The 21,584-nt window shown below is 58.4% G+C and carries 18 protein-coding genes; 6 read left to right on the plus strand and 12 right to left on the minus strand.

Annotated elements, in window-relative coordinates; all coding sequences use genetic code 11:
* The first annotated feature begins 32 nt into the window (after window positions 1-32).
* The 3 genes from KBF66_RS10020 to KBF66_RS10030 all read left to right on the plus strand — a co-directional run bounded on the left by KBF66_RS10020 (window position 33) and on the right by KBF66_RS10030 (window position 2,430).
* On the plus strand, window positions 33-695 hold the full coding sequence (locus KBF66_RS10020) for a protein-L-isoaspartate O-methyltransferase (protein WP_296655917.1): 663 nt from the start codon (window positions 33-35) through the stop codon (window positions 693-695).
* A gap of 1 nt (window position 696) precedes the next feature.
* Window positions 697-1,038 (plus strand): rhodanese-like domain-containing protein, encoded by a 342-nt coding sequence (locus tag KBF66_RS10025; RefSeq protein ID WP_296655919.1) that lies wholly within the window; start codon window positions 697-699, stop codon window positions 1,036-1,038.
* Window positions 1,039-1,107: 69 nt separating this feature from the next.
* Entirely contained in the window at window positions 1,108-2,430 is a 1,323-nt protein-coding gene (locus KBF66_RS10030; protein WP_296655922.1) for a TolC family outer membrane protein, read from the plus strand.
* A gap of 93 nt (window positions 2,431-2,523) precedes the next feature.
* Here the strand turns inward: KBF66_RS10030 and KBF66_RS10035 are convergent, their stop codons facing one another.
* The 12 genes from KBF66_RS10035 to KBF66_RS10090 all read right to left on the minus strand — a co-directional run bounded on the left by KBF66_RS10035 (window position 2,524) and on the right by KBF66_RS10090 (window position 18,698).
* Window positions 2,524-2,916 (minus strand): helix-hairpin-helix domain-containing protein, encoded by a 393-nt coding sequence (locus KBF66_RS10035; RefSeq protein WP_296655924.1) that lies wholly within the window; start codon window positions 2,914-2,916, stop codon window positions 2,524-2,526.
* A gap of 165 nt (window positions 2,917-3,081) precedes the next feature.
* Window positions 3,082-5,865, minus strand: a complete 2,784-nt coding sequence (locus KBF66_RS10040) for an OmcA/MtrC family decaheme c-type cytochrome (protein WP_296655926.1) — start codon at window positions 5,863-5,865, stop codon at window positions 3,082-3,084.
* A 185-nt stretch (window positions 5,866-6,050) separates the two neighbouring features.
* Window positions 6,051-8,264, minus strand: a complete 2,214-nt coding sequence (locus tag KBF66_RS10045; RefSeq protein WP_296655929.1) for an MtrB/PioB family decaheme-associated outer membrane protein — start codon at window positions 8,262-8,264, stop codon at window positions 6,051-6,053.
* Window positions 8,265-8,280: 16 nt separating this feature from the next.
* Window positions 8,281-9,342, minus strand: coding sequence for a DmsE family decaheme c-type cytochrome (locus KBF66_RS10050; protein ID WP_296655932.1), 1,062 nt, complete (start codon window positions 9,340-9,342; stop codon window positions 8,281-8,283).
* Between the two features lie 109 nt (window positions 9,343-9,451).
* Window positions 9,452-11,863 carry an OmcA/MtrC family decaheme c-type cytochrome gene (locus KBF66_RS10055; RefSeq protein WP_296655935.1) on the minus strand — a complete coding sequence of 804 codons (2,412 nt, stop codon included), beginning with the start codon at window positions 11,861-11,863 and terminating at the stop codon, window positions 9,452-9,454.
* 72 nt (window positions 11,864-11,935) lie between these two features.
* Entirely contained in the window at window positions 11,936-12,280 is a 345-nt protein-coding gene (locus KBF66_RS10060; protein ID WP_296655937.1) for a c-type cytochrome, read from the minus strand.
* A gap of 161 nt (window positions 12,281-12,441) precedes the next feature.
* Window positions 12,442-13,074, minus strand: a complete 633-nt coding sequence (locus KBF66_RS10065) for a cytochrome b/b6 domain-containing protein (protein WP_296655940.1) — start codon at window positions 13,072-13,074, stop codon at window positions 12,442-12,444.
* A gap of 25 nt (window positions 13,075-13,099) precedes the next feature.
* A complete protein-coding gene (locus KBF66_RS10070; protein WP_296655942.1) occupies window positions 13,100-14,527 on the minus strand; it encodes a hypothetical protein in 1,428 nt (475 codons plus the stop codon).
* 85 nt (window positions 14,528-14,612) lie between these two features.
* Window positions 14,613-14,801, minus strand: a complete 189-nt coding sequence (locus tag KBF66_RS10075; protein ID WP_296655944.1) for a hypothetical protein — start codon at window positions 14,799-14,801, stop codon at window positions 14,613-14,615.
* Between the two features lie 146 nt (window positions 14,802-14,947).
* Window positions 14,948-16,276 carry a 3-deoxy-D-manno-octulosonic acid transferase gene (locus KBF66_RS10080; RefSeq protein ID WP_296655947.1) on the minus strand — a complete coding sequence of 443 codons (1,329 nt, stop codon included), beginning with the start codon at window positions 16,274-16,276 and terminating at the stop codon, window positions 14,948-14,950.
* Window positions 16,273-17,319, minus strand: a complete 1,047-nt coding sequence (waaC, locus tag KBF66_RS10085) for a lipopolysaccharide heptosyltransferase I (protein ID WP_296655949.1) — start codon at window positions 17,317-17,319, stop codon at window positions 16,273-16,275. The genes KBF66_RS10080 and waaC overlap by 4 nt, the downstream gene beginning before the upstream one ends.
* Window positions 17,316-18,698 carry a phosphomannomutase/phosphoglucomutase gene (locus tag KBF66_RS10090; RefSeq protein WP_296655952.1) on the minus strand — a complete coding sequence of 461 codons (1,383 nt, stop codon included), beginning with the start codon at window positions 18,696-18,698 and terminating at the stop codon, window positions 17,316-17,318. Before KBF66_RS10090 ends, waaC begins: the two co-directional genes overlap by 4 nt.
* 174 nt (window positions 18,699-18,872) lie before the next feature.
* On the opposite strand from KBF66_RS10090, the gene KBF66_RS10095 reads away from it, so the two are divergent.
* The 3 genes from KBF66_RS10095 to KBF66_RS10105 form a co-directional block, all read left to right on the plus strand.
* Window positions 18,873-20,417 (plus strand): Ada metal-binding domain-containing protein, encoded by a 1,545-nt coding sequence (locus tag KBF66_RS10095; RefSeq protein ID WP_296655954.1) that lies wholly within the window; start codon window positions 18,873-18,875, stop codon window positions 20,415-20,417.
* Between the two features lie 60 nt (window positions 20,418-20,477).
* On the plus strand, window positions 20,478-20,972 hold the full coding sequence (locus KBF66_RS10100; protein WP_296655955.1) for a methylated-DNA--[protein]-cysteine S-methyltransferase: 495 nt from the start codon (window positions 20,478-20,480) through the stop codon (window positions 20,970-20,972).
* The coding region (locus KBF66_RS10105; RefSeq protein WP_296655957.1) for a DMT family transporter at window positions 20,969-21,584 on the plus strand (616 nt) is incomplete at its 3' end. The genes KBF66_RS10100 and KBF66_RS10105, both read left to right, overlap by 4 nt.

Raw genomic sequence — 21,584 nt, forward strand, 5'->3', positions numbered from 1 at the left:
GGTTTACCGCTACCATACCCCCTGGAGTAACAATGAACTTGCACGACGTAGAAAAAGCCCGTTATCACATGATCGAGCAGCAAATCCGCCCTTGGGACGTGGCAGATGCTGCGGTGCTGGAGTTGCTGTCGACGGTCAAGCGTGAGAATTTCGTACCTGCCAGCTACAAAGCCATGGCTTTTGCCGATATGGCGATTCCGCTGGCTGCCGGTCAGGCCATGCTGGCACCGCGGCTGCAAGCGCGTTTGCTGCAAGACGCCGCCGTTCAGCCGACGGACAAGGTGTTGGAGATCGGCGCGGGTTCGGGTTTTATGACGGCGCTGCTGGCGCATCAGGCGCAGCGGGTGGTGTCGCTCGAGATCAACGCCGAGCTGGCCGACCTGGCGCGCGCCAACCTGCAGAAGGCGGGTGTTCGCAATGCCGAAGTGCGTCAGGCTGACGGCGCTGCCGGCGCTGCCGCCGACGGCCCGTTTGATGTGATCTTGTTGGGTGGCTCAGTGGCTGAAGTGCCACTGCCATTGTTGTCTCAGCTCAAGATCGGCGGGCGGCTGGTGGCCATCGTCGGCGACGAGCCCATCATGCACGCTCAGGTGATCACACGCACCAGCGAGAGCAACTTCAAGTCCGATGAAAAATGGGACGACAACGCGCCACGCCTGCTGAACTTCCCGCAGGCTTCGGCTTTCAAATTCTGACATGTTGGCCCAGATCCGACCCGCCCAACTTGTCGACTGGCTGGAAGCAGTGCGAGAGCATGGTCAGCCCATCGTGCTGGATGTGCGCGAGCCCTACGAATTGCGCATGTCCAGTGTCAAAGCTGATGGGTTCGAGCTGATCGCTATCCCGATGAGCGTCATCCCACCACGTCTGCATGAACTCGACCCGCATCGCCCCATCGCCTGCCTTTGTCACCACGGCGGTCGCAGTATGCAGGTTGCCAACTTTCTCAAATCCCGCGGGTTTGATCATGTTGCCAACATTGCAGGGGGCATTTACGCCTGGTCCGCTGAACTTGATCCAACCGTGCCACGGTACTAAACCATTGCGTTAGGGAATACTTTTGCTCCTTGTCGCTTTACCCTCCTGCCATCCAAATTTCTGCCAACCATGAACAACTACCGTCTACTTCCCCTTTCTGTGGTTCTGGCTACCCTTCTGGCGGAGCCGGTGGCAGCGCAAAGCCTGAGTGAACTGTACGATGCGGCGCGTCAGTTTGACAGCACTTACCAGTCGGCCAGGCTGCAATACGACGCCAACCTTTCCAAGGCAGAGCAGGCACGTGCGGCCGTTTTACCCAGCGCCAATCTGGCACTGGGCATCAACCGCACCCATGTGTCAAGCGATGTTGACAGCTTCGACCGTGGCAGTTTTGGCAGCCAGTCGGCCACGGTATCAGGATCGCAGCCTTTGTACCGACCTGCCAACACCGCAACGGCCGAGCAAGGCAAAAAATTGATCACCATCGCCCAGGCGCAGCTCACGGCAGCCGAACAGGACTTGATCGTTCGGGTCAGCCAGGCGTACTTTGATGTGTTGGCGGCCAGTGACAACCTGAACTTCATCAAGGCACAAAAGGCCGCAGTTTCCGAGCAACTGGCCTCGGCCAAGCGCAATTTCGAAGTCGGCACCTCCACCATCACCGACACCCGCGAGGCACAGGCCAAGTTTGATCTGGTACTGGCGCAGGAAATTGCGTCCGAGAACGACTTGAGGGTGAAGAAACTCGCGCTCGACCAACTCACCGGAAAGGTCGATGCGACGCCGAAGCCCTTGAAAGTTCCCGCCACCATCGCTGCGGTCACTCCTGATGATGTGGGGCAATGGGTTACCTTGTCGCAGCAGCAGCACCCCAGCGTGCTGCAAGCCCAGCAGGCACTGGAAGTGGCGCAGCTCGAAACCCAGAAAGCCAAAGCCGGTCATTTGCCAACCCTGGATCTGACCGGAAGTTACAACATCACCCAAAACAACGGCTCATCGAGCACAACGCTGGACTATCGCAACAACGTCTTCGCCGTAGGCCTAGCCTTCAACCTGCCGCTGTTTGCCGGCTATGCCACGCAAAATCGCATCAAGGAGACGCTGTCCCTCGAAGACAAGGCGCGCACCGACCTTGAAGGTGCGCAGCGTGGTGTAGCGCAAGCCACCCGTGCCGCATTCTTTGGTGTTCGCTCAGGCTTGGGACAGGTCAAGGCACTCGAAGCGGCAGAGGCCTCCAGCCAAAGTGCGCTTGACGCCAACAAACTCGGTTACCAGGTCGGGGTGCGCATCAACATTGACGTGCTCAACTCGCAAAGTCAGCTCTTTGATACCAAAGCCAAACTCGCCAAGGCACGTTACGACGTGCTGGTGGGGACCCTCCGGCTGCGCCAAGCGAACGGCACACTTGACAGTGCCGACCTGCAGACGCTCAACGCCCTGATTGCCCAGTAAATAGTCGATCCTGGGCATCACGCCGCTGGCCACCGACTTCGGACTTTAGCCGAGGCTGGTGAAATCAGCCAAAGTCGCGTTTTTTGGCAACCGCTATTTTTTTAACAACTTCGCGGTCGTTTCTGCAGTTTGCCTGGCAATCACCAGTGTCTTGATATCCTCATAAACCTCACGACCAAGGATGCCGCGGGTCGTCAATTGCGCCTTGCTACCAAAGGGGCGACCGGCGATGATGGTCTGCGCAACGGCGTCCGTCACACCTGGCAGAGTCTTGAGTTCGTTGATGCCAGCGCTGTTGATGTCGACCAACCTTACCTTGGCCGCAGTGACCGGTTTGGCCTCCTTTTGATTCGAATTTTTTGATACGGGCGGCGCCGAACTGGCGGCTGCCTTCGCCACGGCCTTCTGCTCTGTTGCTGCGCCTGCTGCAAAGCCAGTAAAAAGCAGGAGTGTGCAAAACGAAATTCTCAGTACTGATAGCGACATGGTGGCTCTCGTTGGTCGATGCATGATGTGTAGATTATCAAAGGGCATTGCCTGTTCCGATCAAAATGAACAGGCAAAAAAATAACCCGGATGCAATGAACATTCGGGTTATGTCGGGTCTAAATCACAACCGGAACACGGCAAACCGTGTCCCGGCTTCACCCGCTATTTGTGTGCAGCGACAACATCCTTGTCTTTGCCAACACCGTGGCAGCTTGCGCACACGCTTGCAGTTGCGTCAGAAGTGCCTGAGGCGACAGTGGAAGCAAACACGCTTCGAGCCTGATTGACCACAGCACTCTTGTACAAACCAAAGTGGGTTGTCGCCTTGGCCGAGCTGTGGCACCCAACACAAGACGCCACATAAGGTGAGGTCACCTTGTCGGTCGTGTTATGAGTGTTCAACGCAGTCTTAGCCAGCACAGTAGTCGCGTTATTTGCGCCAATCGCTGTGTTGTAGGCCGCATCAATCGACTCATAGGTAGATGCCAAGGCATTGACCGGAACACCGCTGTACGTTCCTGCAACGTGACAGGTTTCACAGTTGTTGATCTTGCCCGGGAAGTCCATGCGTTTGAAGTCCAGCAGGGTAATGGCAGACGGCGTGCGGTCCCGTGCATCCATAAACGGTGCAGCGGTTTCGCGACCAGCATGAATACCGTGGATCATGTCCTTGAAGTTGTTGGTCACAACAGGCAATTTCAACGCTGCATTGGTCGCATTCTTGTCAAAGCCCCATCCGGCCAGAATCCGGTTATCCGCGGCCGTGAATGCCGTATAGGCCTTCAGAGCGGTATCGCTGATACCACGTCCACTGGTCGCCAGACCCGGGGTGTGGCACATGACACAAACCTGTACTTGATAAACACGATTGCCGCCATGGCCTTCAAACCACTCGTGGCAATTGGAGCATTTGTCAGAGTCCACCACCTTGCGGCGTTCGGTGTCACCCGTGACGGACTTCACCACCGAGATGGCGTGACGCGCAGAGGCAGGCGAAACCTGGGTGTAGTACCCTTGCAAGCCCACCGCACGCAGCGTTGCACCGACCGGGAACTTCTTCGTGCCTGCGGCGTCGCCCTTGATGGTTGCCGTGTAATAACCGGCTGCATCAGCCGTTGCCGACATCGTACCCACGGTAGCTGCCTTGCTGGTGCTCAACAAGTCAGCCAGGGTAACGGAAATCGCCTGTGCTTGCTTGATACCTGCATTGTTGTAGTCCACAGGTGTAGCAATACCGTCCTGCGCTTGCGCATAAGCCAACAGGAAGCTAGGACCACCTGTAAAGCCAGTGAGCGAGTTCGAGACAGTTGCGGCAGGTGCCACAAAAGTTACCGGCTTGCCATCAGCAGCGATCTTGAACACAACGGTCAGATTGTTGGTAGCGGCATCCACCGCAGCAGACTTGATGTCGTAGGTGAACGTCACCAGTCCAGCTTTGATCGTGGGATTGTGCTTGGTGATGTTCTCGGTCTGGTGATAGACCTTGATATCGGCAGGTGTATGACAAATCGTACACGCTTGGTTGCTCAAGCCCTGACCAGGCAAGTGACCAGTCTTGGCCAGCACCGGATTTGTGCTTGCAGGTGCAGCGTTATACGCTTGTCCGTCAGCAATCGTGGAGCCCGCGCCCGTTTTCCAGTCGATACCGTCGTGGCAAGAGCCGCAAGCCAATTGACTGGGTTTGGTATTCCAGTTGTCGGCCTGAGCTGCCTTGGTGTTGTCGTGGCACTTGGCACACATCTTTTGACCACTGCCAAGGATCGAGAAGCCCTTTTGATCCAGAACTACGTTGGCCAGGTTGTAATTTTCCTTGACCAGATCACCACCACTGTGAATCTTGTGAACCATGATCGGGAAATCGCCCAACACCTCACCGTCGGCAACTGACATGCTCGGGCTGTAGCGGTAGGACTTGATGCCCGTGGTTGCATCGGTCGTCACTGTTTCCGTCAATGCCGGGAACTTGCCGTTGGTGGACGCCACATTCGCTTTGCCAAACTTCAACTGATCGTTGTGGCACACCACGCAGTACTGGGTGTCATTGCGGGAGCCATGCAGCGTGAGCTTTTCGTGGCACTCGTTACAAACGGTCTTGGATACGATTTCGCGCTGGAAATCTGTCGCAGAAACCGGCTTGCCATTCGCAGGGACAAAGTCATAAATGACATTGACCGGATTGGCCATGGCCACTGCGGTGACGCCAGAATTGCTGCCATCCGGGGTATTGGTGCCTGTGCCCGGTGCATTGCCAGAAACCTGAATGGTCAGGCGGTGCGTCAGGGTCGGATCATAGGTCAGATCACCCAGATCTGCTGCCACCTTTGGTGCAGCCAAGGTAGCAGAATCCACCAGCGCCTTGATGGCCTTGATGTCGCGACCAAAAGTGTAGGTATAGGTTCCATTCTTGTTGTCAACCAAGGTACCAAATTGGTCGGTGGTTGGCGTGGAAGGCACGGAGGCGACTTTGACGGTGCCATCGGCATTCAGCGTTGGCGCGGTGGTCACAATGTAATTGACCCACTTGCTGACGTTGCCATCCTTGCCGGGGACCAACTTGGCCAGCGAGAAACGCAAGTTGGCCAGGCTGGCCAAATTGGTCGAGCTTGGCTTGTTGGTGGCGTTGAATCCAATGATGGGATTGTCCGCTGCCGTTCCGTCCGACATCGCAAAGGTTACAACAGCTGGGCTGTTAATGGCGACACCACCGACGGTGACCTTAGGGGTCAGCGCGGCAAACTGCGCCGAAGTCAAGTTAGCCACATTGACAGGAGATGTACCTGTCGGAGGAGTCACCGAGGGAAGCGTTGGGCCGGGCGGCACCACGGCAGTATCTCCACCACCGCCACCACCGCAACCGGCGATGGCCATTGCCAACAGACCAGCCGCCGCATAGCGGGTCCAATGCGGCGATGGCCTGGGGTGAACTGACTGCACAGTAAGCTTCATAAGGCTCTCCTTCGTTGTAACAAAAAGTTTTTTGATGCTAACTCAATTACCCCAAAAATCGAAAGGGAATAGGGTCGGCAAATAAATATAGTTTGAGAAAAATCAAAGCCAGTTCACCGTGCGCGACTTCGCTGAACTCACCCAACTCGGATCAATCGTGCAGGCTACCCACGACAACGGTTGCATCACGGCAGACGGTAGATGTAAGAAATACCAATAAAGCTGGCGGACTGAGACGGCTTATGCATCACCGTGGTGCCATCAGAATACGCAAACGGCACGCCGTTGTAGTTCCAGGCCCAGTCATTTATCTTCGTGCGTTGATGCACCAAGTCGACTCGAATGCCTGAGCGCTTGTCCAGTGCGTAATTTCCAAAGAGCTTCAGAGCGGTCTGGCGGTACACCACATCAGGTAGCCCACCCGTAGCCGCAAGCAGCGCCACACTGTCCGCCGTGGCAAACCTGTCGAGTGTTTGAGCGTAAACACTCTTCTCGTCACTGAATGTCACATTGCCACCGATTTCAAAGTTGCTGTTCACTTTGCCGGTAAAGCCAAGGCCAGCATTCAGACTGGTGTTCTCGAACGCCATCACATAACCTGCGTAACGTGATTGATTGAAACTCTGCACGCCGTGCGAAAGATAACCGTTGAAATTCCAGTTAAAGGACTCGGCGTAGGCAAAGTCGATGCCGAAGTGGTTCATCCGGGTGTCCTGCAGCCCGTAAGTGCTGGGCGACGAATAGCTATCCTTGCCACCTTCTGCAGTGAACTGCAGCGTGAGCTTTTTGGAGGCTTGCCAGTCCGCATACAGTCGCACCTTGTCACGATTTCGATCCGCCAGCATGGGCATGAACACCGCGCCAGGTAGGAAACCGTTGACAGCGTCAGCCGGGTTGACCACCTCGGTCACACCGACTCCGCTGTTGTCCCGAAGCCAGTTTGAACCGGTGCGCTTGCTGCTGGACAATGCCACGGTGCCACTGAAGTCCTCGGTCAACTGCCGGCGCAGTTCGGCGCGCAAGGTGGTTTCGTCGGTCTGCTGCCGCAGTGCGCTGATACCTGCTGCCGCGCTGCTGGCAGTGAACGCACCCCGATCGATCGACTCATAATTTGCCGCGACTGTGCCGCGATAGCCACCAGAGAACTGCCAGTTGGCTTCCAGCTTGCCCCGAGTCCTTTGATCAGGCAATGTGCGGTTGGTATAACGTGTGCTACCGTCAGCATTGTTGTAGTAGGCCAGCGGCGTCTGGTCGTCTTTGTCGTCATAACGCAAATCGGCTAACAAAGTCAGGTTTCGCATCGGGTGGGACGACACACCCAACCGGACCGATGTCGTAATCACTTTGCCCGCCAGGCTGGATACACCGACGGGCGCACCCGCTAGCCCATCTGCTGCAAAATTGCTGTCCTGAGTGGCATTGGCGTAAGCCAACCGGAACATTGCCCGCGTCGTGTCGGTAAACGCATAACTCCCCGCCACATCAAGTTGATGCGCCTGATTGTCAGGTGTCAATGCCACCGGTTGACTCAATAGTGCCTGCAAGCCGCTGCTGAGACTCAACGGACTTCCCAACGGGTTGTTCAGGACACTGGGTACAGCCGGATTCAGGGTGGAGTAATCGTTGCGGTAAAACGAGCCGTAATAACCGGCGCTGATGCTGAACTTGTCGCGCGCATAGGTCAGACGCGCCTCCATCTGACTATGATTGGCGCTAATGGGTTCTGGCAACATAAGCAGCGCCCAACCCGTGTTGAAACCGGTGGTTGGCCCGCACGAGGCAATTGCAGAAAAACAGTTCATGCCGACACCAAACAGCCGAGAACCCTCCTTCTTTTCAGTCTTGAGCTCAATATCGATTTGCACGTCGTTGCTCACCCGCTTGGAAAAGCCCACACCCAAGCCGGTTCGCTTGGTTTTCAGGTCAAACTCTGTGCCGGTACCCAAACCACCCGGCAATAGCGCGACCTGAGGGTTGGTGGAACCGACACCACTCAACCCACTGTTAAAGCTGTTCGGGTCGTAGTGCACCAGTTCCGAATAGTCGACACTGGCCTTCCATTCGCCTGGGTTGCGCCACACCAGGTGCATTTCACGCGAATCCCCCAGCAGATTCTCACCCTTGAAGTCAATCCATGTGGCGGTTTCGTGCTTGCGCAGGCGGTAATCAATGTCAAGGATTCCCACCGCTTGCTGGCTACCCTCCAGCCCATAATATTGCCCAAACAGGGCACGATCAGCGCGTGTTCCATTCACCAGCCCGGCACCAACCGCGATGGTTGCCTGCACCGGTGGTGCCTCGTCGTCGCCAGCGGCCGCCGGCATGGAGACACACAATGTGCAGGCCGCCAGGGCGACCGCTGAAAGACGAAAACGAGAAGAAAAATCAGAGTGGGTCATGATGGCTCTCCGTACATCAGCGCATCAATCGCTGGGGTGTCCCATTGGTGGTGGATGGGTTGTTTGACCCATGAACCTGCGTGTGGCAGTTCATGCAACTGCGTCCCTGCCACATGTTGACAACGTTTTTACCGCCCGTCACACCCGTGATGAGTGGCGAGGTCTGTCCCAGAGCCGCCAGACCATAGACTCCGGCCTGTCCGCCAAGGCCACCCACGCCACCGGCCACGTGCGGCGTATGGCATTGCTGACACAACATGGGCGCACGCGCCTTGAGCATGCCTGGCACGGTGCTGCCGTGGGAATTGTGGCAATTGGAGCAGTCGTCTGCCACCGGCTGATGTGGGTGCACAAACGGACCCCGCTTTTCAGCGTGACAGGTAAAACAGGTGTCTGTCATTGTGCTGCGCTTGGCCAGCTTGTCGCCCGCAGAGCCATGAACGTTGTGGCAGTCCGAACATGCCATCTTGCCTTCAGACACCGGATGGTGCGACGGGCGATTGACCTGATTGCGTACATCTTTATGGCAGGTATAGCAAGACTCGGTCTGATTGACGCGACCACTCAGTACTTTGTCACGACTGGTGTGCACCTGGTGGCAAGAGTCACAGGCAATATCGGCCGACTGATGCGGGCTACCGAGCCAATAGGCGCGTTTGGCATCCCGGTCATGACACGCCAGACACACCCGGCTGCGCTCAGATGGCGGCAGCGCCGAAATTTTGCCAGGCTTCTTGCCGTAGGTGAAATCGGGCTTGGGCAGATCTTTGGCTCCCTCGGGTTTGAACGAGTGGGTGTCACTTTCACCGTGACAACTGGCGCAGGTGGGTGCACGCAAATTATCGATATCCCCCATGACACGACTGCTCAGTGCGGCAGCTGCTGCAGCCATGGGGGGTTTCTTTACGTCGACGGGCGCATGCAGGCTGTCGCTCATGTCGGGCAGGTCGTCCTGATCGTGACAGCTCACGCAAAGCGCAGCACCCTTCAGACTCCTGTCTGGCTCCGCTCCCCATGCCGAACCCAGCATGCCCATCAAACACAGGCCCAAAATGGCCAGCGCAAGTTTCGTCTTCATTCCAACCCCTTAAGAACAGGTCCAGGTACGCATGACTGAGCCAAAGCTCCGGTGACCAGGTCGACGAGGGGCATCAATCTGCCCCCTGTGACCTGAAAGTCATACCGGATCAGTTCTGTCCATGAACGATATCGACACCCTTGAACTTGCCGCTCGAGTGGCAGTCATAACAGCCCTCTTTGGGCAACCCATTGATCTGAGACTGGGTCAGGTTGCCAAACGATGCCGGTGGATCACTGAAAGTCGTGACGTGACCGATCGCCTTGCTTGAATCATGGCAGGAGGTGCAGCTGGCGGCCATGGGCGAAATCACCTTGTATCCCAAAGGATCCGCTCCGGTAACCCGGGGTGACACGGTTGCGCCCAGCGGCCCAAGATCCTGCTTATAGGAGTTGTTGACATGGCAGGCATTGCAATTGATGCCTACGCCGGGCCAGGCTACCTCAGCGGCGTAATTTTCGACACCAGCAGCAAGCGGCGCCCCACCCGTAGCAGACGTTCCATCCTTGTTGAAAACTCCCACCACTGCATTGCCGTGAGTAAACGGTGTGGTACGCACCGAGTTGCCGTGAATGCCGTGGATCATGCGTTTGAACTGATACGACTCATTCATCGCCATCCCATTGGTCATGATCGTGGACGAGGCCCGGTTTGCATCATGGCAGACCGCACAGGACTCAACGGTGTTGCGTGCGCCGCTGTGGAAGGCATTGTCGGCCGTGTTAGAACCTGACGTAGTCCCCAAGGCACCATGACAGACATTGCACTTTTCATTGGAAACAACCGCTCGGCGCGGGTTCAGCGCGCTGCCGCTGAGCAGCACATCCTTAAAGGTGTGCTGAACCACAATGTTGGCATTCACCGCCGGGGTAACTTCCTTGCGAGTCTTGACGTCAAGTTTGTTTTCAATGACCTGCCCATAGCTGACGACCCGCGCGGTTCCAGAGGCAATCGCGATGGCGGTGTCATCCGGTATCGCGATGTCCACCTTAAACCGGTTGCCGCCCAGATTGACGCCATCCTTGGCATACGCATTGGCAGAACTTCCGCCATTGTTGTAGGCCGAGAACTCCGTGATGGCGTTGGGCTGGCCATTACTGGTTTGCGTCGTCATATTTTGGTATGCCAGCACAAAACGCAGGCTTCCAAATTTCTTGGCGTCGGATTTCAGATCCCAAACGGTGCCATCGAGCGGATTGGATAGCGCGTAAGTCACCGACACCTTACGGGCTTTCTTGTCAGCAGTGTCATTGAACGCCACGCTGTCAATACTCATCTTGTACTTGGCAGAATTTTCCTCATTCTGGTTCCAGTGCACCCATTCCGGTGAAATGGTCACATCACCCAGGTGACAGCCTGAGCACAATTGATTGCCCATATCGGTGGCCTTGGCCGCAGTATCCTTCAGCACAGACACCGCAATGGCATTGTGGCTGGTATTCCAGGGCGAACCGGTCTTGTTGGCGTGGCAAGTCAGACAGGCCTCTTTGGAAACCTTGGCCTTCCAGTTGTCACCTTGCGGGGTATTCGGATTGGCACTTGAGTGGCACACTGCGCAATTGCGCAAGTCCTGCGGGAAACCCACCTCGGCGTAATTGTGTTTGGCATTGCCGTAGCCCCAGATGGTGTAGTCCTCACCACCAGCCGCCAGATTCTTCTTGAGCAACTTGCCCGCGTGGATCTTGTGGCTCATGGTCGCCATATCCAGGTTGTTGCCACTTTCAGGGTCAACCGTACCCGTGTTATGACACATCACGCAGTACTGGGTGTCCACACGTCCGCCACCATGCAGGGCCAGCTTCTCGTGGCAGCCGTTGCACGATGCCACATCGGTCATCTTGCGGGTCTTGGCCGGGTCAGTCACGACGACCGACTTGCCGTCCACAATGGTGAAATCAAAATAGGGGTTGACCAGCACATCCTCGCCGGCGGCATTCTTGTAGCTCAGCTGAATGGCCACACGGTGGGTGCGGTTGGGTTCATAGCTGATGCCGGGCACTGACTTGATGTCGGTCGAAAACGTGTAGGTGTAATAACCTTCTGCGTTGTACACCAGTTGGGATGCGGCTGCGGTGTCCGTGCTCGCTTGCGGCGCCGAAGCCAGCGCAGGGGATCCGCCCGGACCAAAACCGGGTTTTCCGGCGACCTGCTTGGTCACATAGCTCACCCACTGATCCGGGGTGCCCGAGGTTCCAGGCAGCAATTTGGCGATGGCAAAGCGGGTGTTGGCCGTGGTCAGGCCAGTCTTGACCTTGCCATCAGAGAAGACCACAAACTTGACCACCGGCGGGCTGTTGACCGTGACCGCGGGAACGCCAGCGTTCTGTAGCACAACAAACGATGCCGAGGAATTCACGGCGGTGTCATTGCTCGCGACGGCAGCTGCCTTGGCAATCGCCTCCGCCAGCGGTGTGGACGTTCCAGGCTGCCCGGTACTGTCCCCGCCGCCGCCGCCGCCGCATCCTGCAATTGCAGCGAGCACCACCAAAGCCGCGCCCCATCGAATCAATGACTTTTTCATTTTTATCCCGCCGTGTTCAATTTAACTGATTTACGCCGAACGGCCCGCAAACCTGTGGGCCGGTTCAAAAAATCAATGTGACAAATACCAGTCGGCAATGTTCTTAAGCTCCTTCTGATCTTTGGTATCAATGATCTTGTGCTTTTCTTCGGTGCCATCAGTCAGCTTGACCTTCTGCCCTTCCGTCATGTTCTTGATCGCCAATGCCTGACCATCAGGCTTGCCACGATACTTGTCAGCAATCTTTTTCATCGACGGGCCCTTTTTGTCTTTGTCAGCAGCATGGCATTTCAGACAATCGTTGGATTTGGCGAGCGCCTTGGCGGCCTCTACATCAACTGCGGCCTGTGCGGGCGCAGCAGCACCCAATGCAAACAGAACGGCTGTAGCCAGGGTAGACAGAGAGATTTTTGTCATTTGATCATTCCTTTGATGAGTTGAACTTGTCTAGAGAGACGACGGAGATTTGAAATCTTGCTTTAGATCAAGTCAAGAGTCATATGACGGGTTTTCCATTTAAGTCTGTCCACGTTGATTTAAATCAAAGCAGACGCATAAAAGTGGGGCGCACCCGCAACTCAGGACTTGCTTTTGTCGTGAATTTCCTCGTAGCCTGTGAGCATGGCCTTGATGTGGGCGAACCGCGAGTGACCCAAGGTGATCAGATACAGGTGCATGAGCAGGAAGCCACAGAAAACAATGAACATCAGCACATGCACCGTATCAACAACCCGCACCCCGCCAAACAAATCGATCAGACTTGAAAAGCGCTTGACATCCCACAGCAACAGGCCCGACAAAAACATGATCGGCACCATCAGCAGCATGATGATCTGGTACATCATGATCTGCAGCGGATTAAATTTGTGATAAATCGTCGGATGATGCGGGTTCTCCTCGCCCAAAAAGATGCCATACCCGTAGAACTTGATCTGCCGCCACGAATCCTCAAAATATTTCTTGGGGTTCATCTCTGGCAAATAAACCGTGATCTTGTCGGTGAAAAGGTAAAACCCCAGCCACAAAAAGAAGTTGCCCATCAGCACAAAGCCAATCCAGTTGTGCACCACGACAGCGGTTCTGAAGGGGATCAACTGCACCAGATCGAGGTACCGAATCTGAATCCCGGTGGCAATCATCACCAAAAACCCCATGGCGTTGACCCAGTGCCAGATGCGCACGGGAAGCGGATGAATATAGACTTTTTTCATGGCTGATTCCTTGAGTTCTGGCGGGTCATTGGGTCGACTTGGCAGACGCATTTTTCCGCTTCGCATTGCGTTCATCACGCTGGCGTTTGAACAGTCGGTGCGCCGTCATGTGACCGATTGGCACCACCAGTACACCCAACACCACCAGCACCAGCAGGTAATCCAGTAATTTGATCCGCGTGCTGCCGATGGCGTAAAAGCCGCGCATGGACCCCATGGCAGTCGCCGAGGTCAGCACCTCTTTTTCTACGCCCTCGCGCATCAGCCGGCCATCGGGTCCGGCCATGGACAACACCACACTGACAAAGGGCACGGCACCAGCCTGGTGGCAAACCTTGCAGTCCTTGATGGCCAGGTCCTTGGTGCTGAGCTGATGCGCCTGAATGCCTGAGCGCACTTCGAGCCGACCACTCAGGATCGCCTTGTTGTCGGGATTTGCCAGGTTGAATTCCTTCAGGAAACTGCTCAGCTCTTTTTCGTTCAAGTTACCTTCGGTGCCGTTGGCAGCGTTAACCAGGCGTTCAAATTGCGGCACACCCTTTTTCTCGATCAGCTGCTTGCCTCCAACGCTGTCCACCATTCTGAGGTTGACCCGACGCTGGGCATAAGGGGCATGGCAAACCGGGCAGGATATCGCCTCAAAGTGCCGACCGGAATTGGGCAACCATTCCTCATGCTTGGCCACTGAATCCTTGTGACAGGCCAGACAAGAGTCCTTGATATCGCTTCCTACCGCCGCAGCCTTGATGGCGTGTGACTTGTGGCAATCGGCACACAAAGGTGCGGTCTTGCCCTTGGCCACCCGCTCCAGCCCATGCACATCTTCCGCATAGGCGCGGAAAATCTCCTTGTGGCAGGTGGAACACGGCACGTTGGCAATGGGCTCCACCAACTTGACCGACTTGAGGGTATGCGAGTTGTGGCAGTCGGAGCAGGTAGGCGCCTTGTCACTGCCATCGGCAACCATCGAGGCGTGCACGCTGTCCTTGAATTCCGCCACATTTTTCTTGTGGCAAGTCGTGCAGGCGTTCTGGAACGACATCCGATAGGCGCGTTTGCTCTTCATGGGGACCGCCACTTTGCCGTGGTCTTTGCCATCGGCATCCTCGTGGCAGTCGGTACAACTGGTCTCGAAGTGCATCGAGTCAATGAAATCTTTGGTCGATATCCGCATGGAGACGGATTCACCCAGCTCGGTTTTCTTGACTGCGATGTCCTCCTTGTCGTGGCAACTCTGGCACGCTGCGTCCTCTTCACCCAGCGTGACGCCGACACGGGACTTGTTGGCCGCACTGGGTTTGGCGGCACTGGCGGGCTGGGCAGGCTCGGCCACCGGATTGGCGTCAGCAGACATCACAACCGGACCAGCCATCGCCAGCACCAGACTGACCAAAGCTGATCTCAAAAGTCCATTGGTGAGCCACGCCATGCGAGGTATGGAAGTTCTTTTCATGGATAAAGTCTCATGTAGAAAATTCGCCGTCGTGCTCAAGCGCGGACTGACATGCGGAGGAAAGCGTGCCGACTGGAGCGGTGACTTATTTGCTGGCCTGACCCGCTTGCGAAACCGACTTTCGCTCGTTCATGGCCAACTGAAACAGCTTGCCAGGCAACAAAACCGCGTAATACAACCCGATGAACGGAGATATCAAAAACAGGCCAATATTCTTGAGCCTGCTACCCTGAGCCGCGGGCGCCGCCGACTCGTTTGCTGATGTTTCAGTCATGGTTTCTTCTGTGATGGGCCAACGCTGTTGACAATTGTCAAAATTTTTTTGTCATTCTAGTCCTCAAAGTAGGGGTATTCCCTGCAACTTGGCCACTCTTTTTTGCACTTTCAGCTAGGTGTCGATAGGCGACCGCCCAACTGACTTCAGACTGCTTCAGATGACGCAATGACTTTTGCCAAACGCCGAGCAGCGCCGCGGTGTTCTTGTGCGAAGTGCCCACAGGCCAGCCGACTTGACATCAGATTCTCCGCATCGACCGCCAGTGCAACAGCGGTTTGGATGCCCAGCGCCAGACTTTCAACTCTTTGGGCGGCGCCAGCCACCAATGCCTGCTCTGCTGCGTCGGCGAAATTGAACGTGTGCGGCCCCATCACGATCGGGCAGCCACAGGCGGCCGCCTCGATCAGGTTCTGACCGCCCAATGGCTCAAAACTGCCACCCAGCAATGCCACATCGGCCAGCCCGTAATACAAGGCCATCTCACCCAGCGTGTCGCCCAACCAGACATTCGGTGAACCGGTAGCAGCCACCCCACCGGGGCCTACCTCACCCCATTGACTGCGCCGCGACAAGCCAAACCCCTGCGCCCGAATCAAGTCGGCCACGGCGTCAAAACGCTGCGGGTGCCTCGGGACAATCAACCAGTGGACACGACTTGCTACATTGATGGAAGCATTTCCCGATGGATGGATAACCGCTGGAGGGACAAATGCCTTCAGATTCTGCAGCAGGGACAACTCTTCGCCCTCGCGCGACACTGCCAGAATGACCACCGGCCTGGCCAATGCCGCACGCCAGTCGCGCCCGGTCGCCATCTGTTGCGCATCGGGCGTGGCATCAAACTTCAGGTTACCCAACACCCCCCGCACCGGCGCGCCGATTTGTATGAGTCGATCCGCATCCGCCTGGGTCTGCGCCCAGACGCTGGTCAACGCCCGGTAGGCAGGACGCGCCAGCCAGGCCAGCCGCTGCGCCTGCCGCAAAGACTTGTCGCTCAAACGGGCATTGGCCAGCACCAGCGGCACACCTCGCTGACGGCAACCATGCACCAGGTTGGGCCAGATCTCAGTCTCCATCAACACCCCAAGCGCGGGTTTGAAATGCTGCAAGAACCGCGACACTGCGCCGATGGTGTCCCAAGGTTGCCAACATTGCAGGTCACCCGACTGAAGCAAACCACGGCCTTCCGCCCGGCCAGTGGCCGTACCATGAGTGAGCAGCAAACGCATACCGGGTATTTCGCTGCGCAGCGCCGTGATCAACACCGCAGCAGCGCGCGTCTCCCCCAGCGAGACAGCGTGAATCCAAACCAGCGGCCCACCGCCCTGCTGCGGCTTTGCCATGGCATACCGGCCAAAACGCTCGTCAATGTATTCCAGATAGCCCGGCTCCTTCGCCCCGCGCCGACGCAGTTTGCGCAGCAACAGGGGTTGCGCCAGCCACATCAGCAGCGCATACAGCCAGCGGGTCATTGATTGCCAGCCAACGCCATCGACGGCATCGATGCCACCACCGTCCAGGCCTGCCAGACCGCATCCACCGACGGAGTCGGGCTGGCATACACACTGCACTGGCGCGGCGCGGCGTCCAGCCCATGTGGCACGGACAGGGGGCCGGTGCGCCAGGCGGTGTCAAAGTTGTAGATCTGTACATGGGCAAGATCCAGCGCAACCGCAACATGACTCAAACCGCTGTCCACACCGATGACGCCGACACATGCGGCCAGCGAATCCAGCAGGTCATCCAGCGCCAGCAGCGGCCACCGCTGGACCTGTGGCACCTGACTGGCGATGGCTATGGACACCTGCTCTTCAGCCGGGCTGCCATGCACCAGCGCGACCAGGTAGCCGTCACGGTTCAAACGCTGTCCGATTGCCTGCCAATGTGCCACTGGCCACTGCTTGTCGGCCCGCGAGGTGCCGTGTGCCAGCGCCACAATCCCCTTGAGACCGGTCTTAATCGCTACATTTCGCGTAGCTGGAAGCGCTTTACTGATAAGCGCTAGAAGGCCAAAACTCGTCTCAACCGGCATCTTGTACCCCAAGGCCTTGGCGCACAGCTCGCGGGCTCGGGTGACCGCGTGGCTATGTGCCGGCAACGTGATGGCGGTATGCGCCACCCAGCGCGTGGGCGCCTCAAAACTCGACCCGTCCGTCTGGTTCGCCATGGCGTAGCGCTGGCCGGCTTCGCTCAAGCGTGCCAGCCACGCCACCGCAGCCGACTTGGCTAGGCCCTGCAGGTCGATCACCGCGTCATAAGGTTGTGATTGCAGCTCCAGCTTGAACAAACGCCAGGCCAAGCGAGTCTCTTGGCTGAACATGTCTTTGCGCCAGCGCCGCAAGTCACACGGGATGACGCGGCGGACCCCTTTGCAGCGGCGCACCAGCGGGGCAAAACCACGCTCCACCACCCAGTCGATCTGCGCTCGCGGCAGCGCCGCGCGGATGTCCTGCACCGCCGCCATGGCGTGCACCACGTCGCCAAGCGATGACAGCTTGACGATCAGGATATTCAATGCGCTGCCTCGTCAAACACGGCGTCGGGCTTGACGCTGAGCAGCAGTGCCAGCATGTCGGCCTGGATGCGCGCCAGCGCCTCTGGCGTGTGGCCCTCAAAACGCAGCACCAGCACCGGCGTGGTGTTGCTCGCGCGAATCAAGCCAAAACCGTCGGGCCAGTCCACGCGCAGGCCGTCAATCGTCGTCACAGCAGCGGGTGCGGGGAAGCTGACCTTGGCCACCAGTTGTTCGACCAGGCCATGCGGCTCGCCCTCGGCGCATTTCACATTCAGCTCAGGCGTGGAAAAGCTGGTGGGCAGCGCGTTGAGTACCGCATTGGCATCAGGCGATTGACTCAGAATCTCGAGCAACCGGCAACCCGCATAGGTGCCATCGTCAAAACCGTACCAGCGCTCCTTGAAGAAGATATGGCCACTCATCTCGCCGCCCAGAGGACTGCCAATCTCTTTCATCTTGGCTTTGATCAGCGAGTGGCCGGTCTTGAACATCAACGGTACGCCACCGGCGGCCGCGATGGTGGGTGCCAGGCGCTGCGAACACTTGACGTCAAAAATGATGGTGCCGCCCGGCGCACGCTTGAGCACGTCGCGCGCAAACAGCATCATCTGCCGATCCGGATAGATGGTGTGTCCCTCTTTGGTGACAATGCCCAGCCGGTCCCCGTCGCCGTCAAAGGCCAGGCCGATTTCGGCGTCGCCTGAGGCCAGCGCCGCCACCACATCACGCAGATTCTCGGGTTTGCTCGGGTCAGGGTGGTGGTTGGGAAAGTTGCCATCCACCTCGCTGAGCAGTTCGGTCACCTCACAACCGATGGCGCGCAAAATGCCCGGGGCCGACGCACCCGCAATGCCATTGCCGGAGTCCACCACAATTTTCATGGGCCGCGCCAGCGTGATGCCGCCCACAATACGCGCTTGGTAGGCCGGCAAGACGTCCACCGCGCGGACCGAGCCACCAGCCTGCAGCGCCCAGGTCTCAGACTCCATCATGCGGCGCAGGGCCTGGATTTCATCGCCATAAATGGCGCGCCCACCCAGCACCATCTTGAAACCGTTGTAGTCCTTGGGGTTGTGGCTACCGGTCACCTGGATGCCGCTGGCACACAAAGTGTTGGCGGCAAAGTAGAGCATGGGCGTGGTGGCCATGCCAATGTCAATGACATCCACCCCCACCGACACCAGACCACGCATCAGCGCACCACTGAGCATGGCGCCACTGAGGCGGCCGTCGCGCCCCACCGCCACCACCGTTTGTCCCTCACGCAGCGCAAGCGTGCCAAAAGCGCAACCCAGCGCTTCGGCCATGGCCTCGTTGACGGTGCTGGGCACCACGCCACGGATGTCGTAGGCCTTGAAAATCGAGGCGGGCAGTTGCATGAGAAGCTCCCAAAAGTACGGTTGGTGTGCGTTGGACCGCTGCCTTGGCTGACCAATGCGGCGTCAGAGCGACGAATTGTAGGGTGCCACACGCCCTTCCAACGCCCGGGGAGATGTCCGAAAACGGTGACCAGCGCGGGCGTTGACCGCGGCGCCGGCGCATATCATCAGCGCATGAATCCCTTGTCCTGTCGTGCCGACGACGACGCCTGCTACCTCGCGCTCAAGGCGCGCGACGCCCGTTTTGACGGCAACTTCTTCACCGGCGTAATCTCCACCGGCATTTATTGCCGACCAGTTTGCCGCGTGCGCACCCCCAAACGCGAGAACTGCCGTTTTTTTGAGCAAGCGGCGCAGGCGGAACTGGCCGGGTTTCGCCCCTGCCTGCGTTGCCGCCCGGAACTGGCACCTCGCCAGTGCCATGGTCGCGACCTGCTCCCCTGGTCGATGCAGGACGCCTCGCGCATCCTGGCCCAGCAAGCGGCGCAACTGATCGACGCTCCCACCCACAGCAGCCAGTCACCCACCTCGGTTGCGGCACTGGCACGGCGGCTGGGCATCAGCGAGCGGCACCTGCGTCGCATTTTTGAAGCACGGTTTGGTGTGTCACCCCTGCGCTACCTGCAAACCCGCCGATTGCTGACGGCCAAGCAGTTGCTGACCGACACCACGCTCAGCGTGGCTCAGGTGGCCCTCATCAGCGGGTTCGGCAGCGCGCGCCGACTGAATGCGGTGTTTGCCAGCCAGTACCAACTGGCGCCAAACCAGTTGCGCAAATCCGCACCAAGCTCTGACGCCTCGCCCGCACAAACCGGCATGACCCTGCAGCTGGCATATCGCCCGCCCTATGACGTACCGGCGATGCTGCGTTTCATGGCAGCGCGCGCCATCGCGGGTTGCGAGGTGATCGATACCGATCCGGCGCATCCGCGTCTGGCCACAACGCTGCGTCTGCACAACGGACCGCAAGCCTGCACCGGCTGGCTGGTGGCGCAGTTCGATCGGTCCCACTGCCGGGTCAACGTGACCTTGAGCGACAGCCTGAGCCAGGCACTGCCGCAGGTGCTGACGCTGGTGCATGCCTGGCTGGACCTGGACGCCGACCCCACTGTCATCCACAGCGCCTTGCAGGCAGATTTTCCAGACGGCGAGGCGCTGCGTTTGCCCGGCACACTGGACGGGTTTGCGCTGGCTGTGCGGGCCATCCTGGGCCAACAAATCACGTTGGCGGGCGCGCGCACCCTGTGCCAGCGCCTGGTGGATCGTCTTGGCGAACCGCTTGCCACACCCATTGCCGGGTTGAATCGGCTCTTTCCCAGCCCGCAGAGGCTGGCCTTGACGAGTGCAGATGAATGGGACCAGTTGGGCATCACTCAACAGCGCCGGCGTGCCCTGCTTGGCCTGGCACAGGCCTTTTGCGAGCGCGGTTTGCTGCTGCAGCCGGGTGTCGATGTCGTGCGCACCCTGTCCCAATTGCAGGCCATCGCCGGCGTTGGCGACTGGACCGCGCAGTACATCGCCATGCGGGCACTGGCCTGGCCCGACGCATTCCCGAGCGGAGACGTTGCCCTGCAACGCGCCCTCGGAGTCAGGCGTGACACCCATCCGGCCAAGGCTGCGCTGGCAGCGTCCGAGGGCTGGCGGCCCTGGCGCAGCTACGCCACCGTGCGCGCATGGGCCAGACTGAGCCCATCACCGGCCAGCAGTCGGGCGGCATGAATCGCTATTTAATTTGTAACTGTCAGCACTTACCCGATAAGCGCTAGAGGGCTAAATCTCATGAAACTTCCACCGCAAACCGTGCAAACCATCTATGCCAGCCCGCTTGGCCTTATGACCCTGGCCGCCACCGACACGGCACTCGTTGGCGCCTGGTTCAGCGACGGGTCCCATTTGCCCGATCTCAGCGGCTGCGCCCAGCAGCCAGCTCACGCGCTGCTGCGCCTCGCGGCAAGCCAGCTTGATGCCTATTTTGCCGGGCAGCGCCAGCAGTTTGACTTGCCACTCAACCTGAGTACGGGTACCGCCTTTCAAAACGCCGTGTGGCAGGCGCTGTGCGATATCGGCTTGGGGTCCACCCGAAGTTATGGGTGGGTCAGCCAGCAAATCGGCCACTCCAAGGCCGTGCGCGCGGTGGGTGCCGCAATTGGACGCAACCCCCTGAGTATCATCGTGCCCTGCCATCGAGTGGTCGGTGCTAACGGCCAACTTACCGGATACGCCGGTGGTCTGCCTCGAAAGACCGCTTTGCTGCAACTGGAAGGTGCACTTTGACAACGTTGTCCCCCTCAAAACCCTGGTTGATCGAGTTTGTGCTGCTTGGCGCCATCTGGGGTGCTTCGTTTTTGTTCACCCGCCTGAGTGCGGCCGAGTTTGGCGCACTGCCCACTGCGGGCCTGCGCGTAGGAATTGCCGCGCTGTTTTTGCTGCCCTTGTTGCTGGTTCGTGGCCAAGGGCCGGTACTGGCGGGTCACTGGAAAAAGATCTTCCTGTTGGGCATGCTCAACTCAGGTATTCCATTTGCCTGTTACGCCTATGCGCTGCTGGCCATCACCACCGGGCTGTCGGCGCTGCTTAACGCCACGGTGCCCTTGTTTGGCGCACTGGTGGCGTGGGTGTGGCTCAAGGACCGGCCACACGGCTTGAAGATCCTCGGCCTGCTGATCGGGTTTGTCGGCGTGGCCATGCTGGCCTGGGGCAAAGCCAGCTTCAAGCCGGAGGCATCCGGCGTGTCCAGTGGCTGGGCCGTCGTGGCGTGTCTGGTGGCTTGCCTGTGTTACGGCATCTCGGCCAGCTTTACCCGGCGTTACCTGAGCGGTGTGCCATCACTGGTGGTGGCCTCTGGCAGCCAGATTGGTGCATCGCTCGGGCTGGCGCTGCCCACGC

This window comes from Rhodoferax sp., assembly GCF_018063565.1.
GTDB lineage: Bacteria > Pseudomonadota > Gammaproteobacteria > Burkholderiales > Burkholderiaceae_C > Rhodoferax.

What these genes read in the sequence shown, in the direction of transcription:
- KBF66_RS10020 (WP_296655917.1), top strand. Translation starts at nt 33, where the DNA reads ATGAACTTGCACGACGTAGAAAAAGCCCGTTATCACATGATCGAGCAG.
- KBF66_RS10025 (WP_296655919.1), top strand. Translation starts at nt 697, where the DNA reads ATGTTGGCCCAGATCCGACCCGCCCAACTTGTCGACTGGCTGGAAGCA.
- KBF66_RS10030 (WP_296655922.1), top strand. Translation starts at nt 1,108, where the DNA reads ATGAACAACTACCGTCTACTTCCCCTTTCTGTGGTTCTGGCTACCCTT.
- KBF66_RS10035 (WP_296655924.1), bottom strand. Translation starts at nt 2,916, where the DNA reads ATGTCGCTATCAGTACTGAGAATTTCGTTTTGCACACTCCTGCTTTTT.
- KBF66_RS10040 (WP_296655926.1), bottom strand. Translation starts at nt 5,865, where the DNA reads ATGAAGCTTACTGTGCAGTCAGTTCACCCCAGGCCATCGCCGCATTGG.
- KBF66_RS10045 (WP_296655929.1), bottom strand. Translation starts at nt 8,264, where the DNA reads ATGACCCACTCTGATTTTTCTTCTCGTTTTCGTCTTTCAGCGGTCGCC.
- KBF66_RS10050 (WP_296655932.1), bottom strand. Translation starts at nt 9,342, where the DNA reads ATGAAGACGAAACTTGCGCTGGCCATTTTGGGCCTGTGTTTGATGGGC.
- KBF66_RS10055 (WP_296655935.1), bottom strand. Translation starts at nt 11,863, where the DNA reads ATGAAAAAGTCATTGATTCGATGGGGCGCGGCTTTGGTGGTGCTCGCT.
- KBF66_RS10060 (WP_296655937.1), bottom strand. Translation starts at nt 12,280, where the DNA reads ATGACAAAAATCTCTCTGTCTACCCTGGCTACAGCCGTTCTGTTTGCA.
- KBF66_RS10065 (WP_296655940.1), bottom strand. Translation starts at nt 13,074, where the DNA reads ATGAAAAAAGTCTATATTCATCCGCTTCCCGTGCGCATCTGGCACTGG.
- KBF66_RS10070 (WP_296655942.1), bottom strand. Translation starts at nt 14,527, where the DNA reads ATGAAAAGAACTTCCATACCTCGCATGGCGTGGCTCACCAATGGACTT.
- KBF66_RS10075 (WP_296655944.1), bottom strand. Translation starts at nt 14,801, where the DNA reads ATGACTGAAACATCAGCAAACGAGTCGGCGGCGCCCGCGGCTCAGGGT.
- KBF66_RS10080 (WP_296655947.1), bottom strand. Translation starts at nt 16,276, where the DNA reads ATGACCCGCTGGCTGTATGCGCTGCTGATGTGGCTGGCGCAACCCCTG.
- KBF66_RS10090 (WP_296655952.1), bottom strand. Translation starts at nt 18,698, where the DNA reads ATGCAACTGCCCGCCTCGATTTTCAAGGCCTACGACATCCGTGGCGTG.
- KBF66_RS10095 (WP_296655954.1), top strand. Translation starts at nt 18,873, where the DNA reads ATGAATCCCTTGTCCTGTCGTGCCGACGACGACGCCTGCTACCTCGCG.
- KBF66_RS10100 (WP_296655955.1), top strand. Translation starts at nt 20,478, where the DNA reads ATGAAACTTCCACCGCAAACCGTGCAAACCATCTATGCCAGCCCGCTT.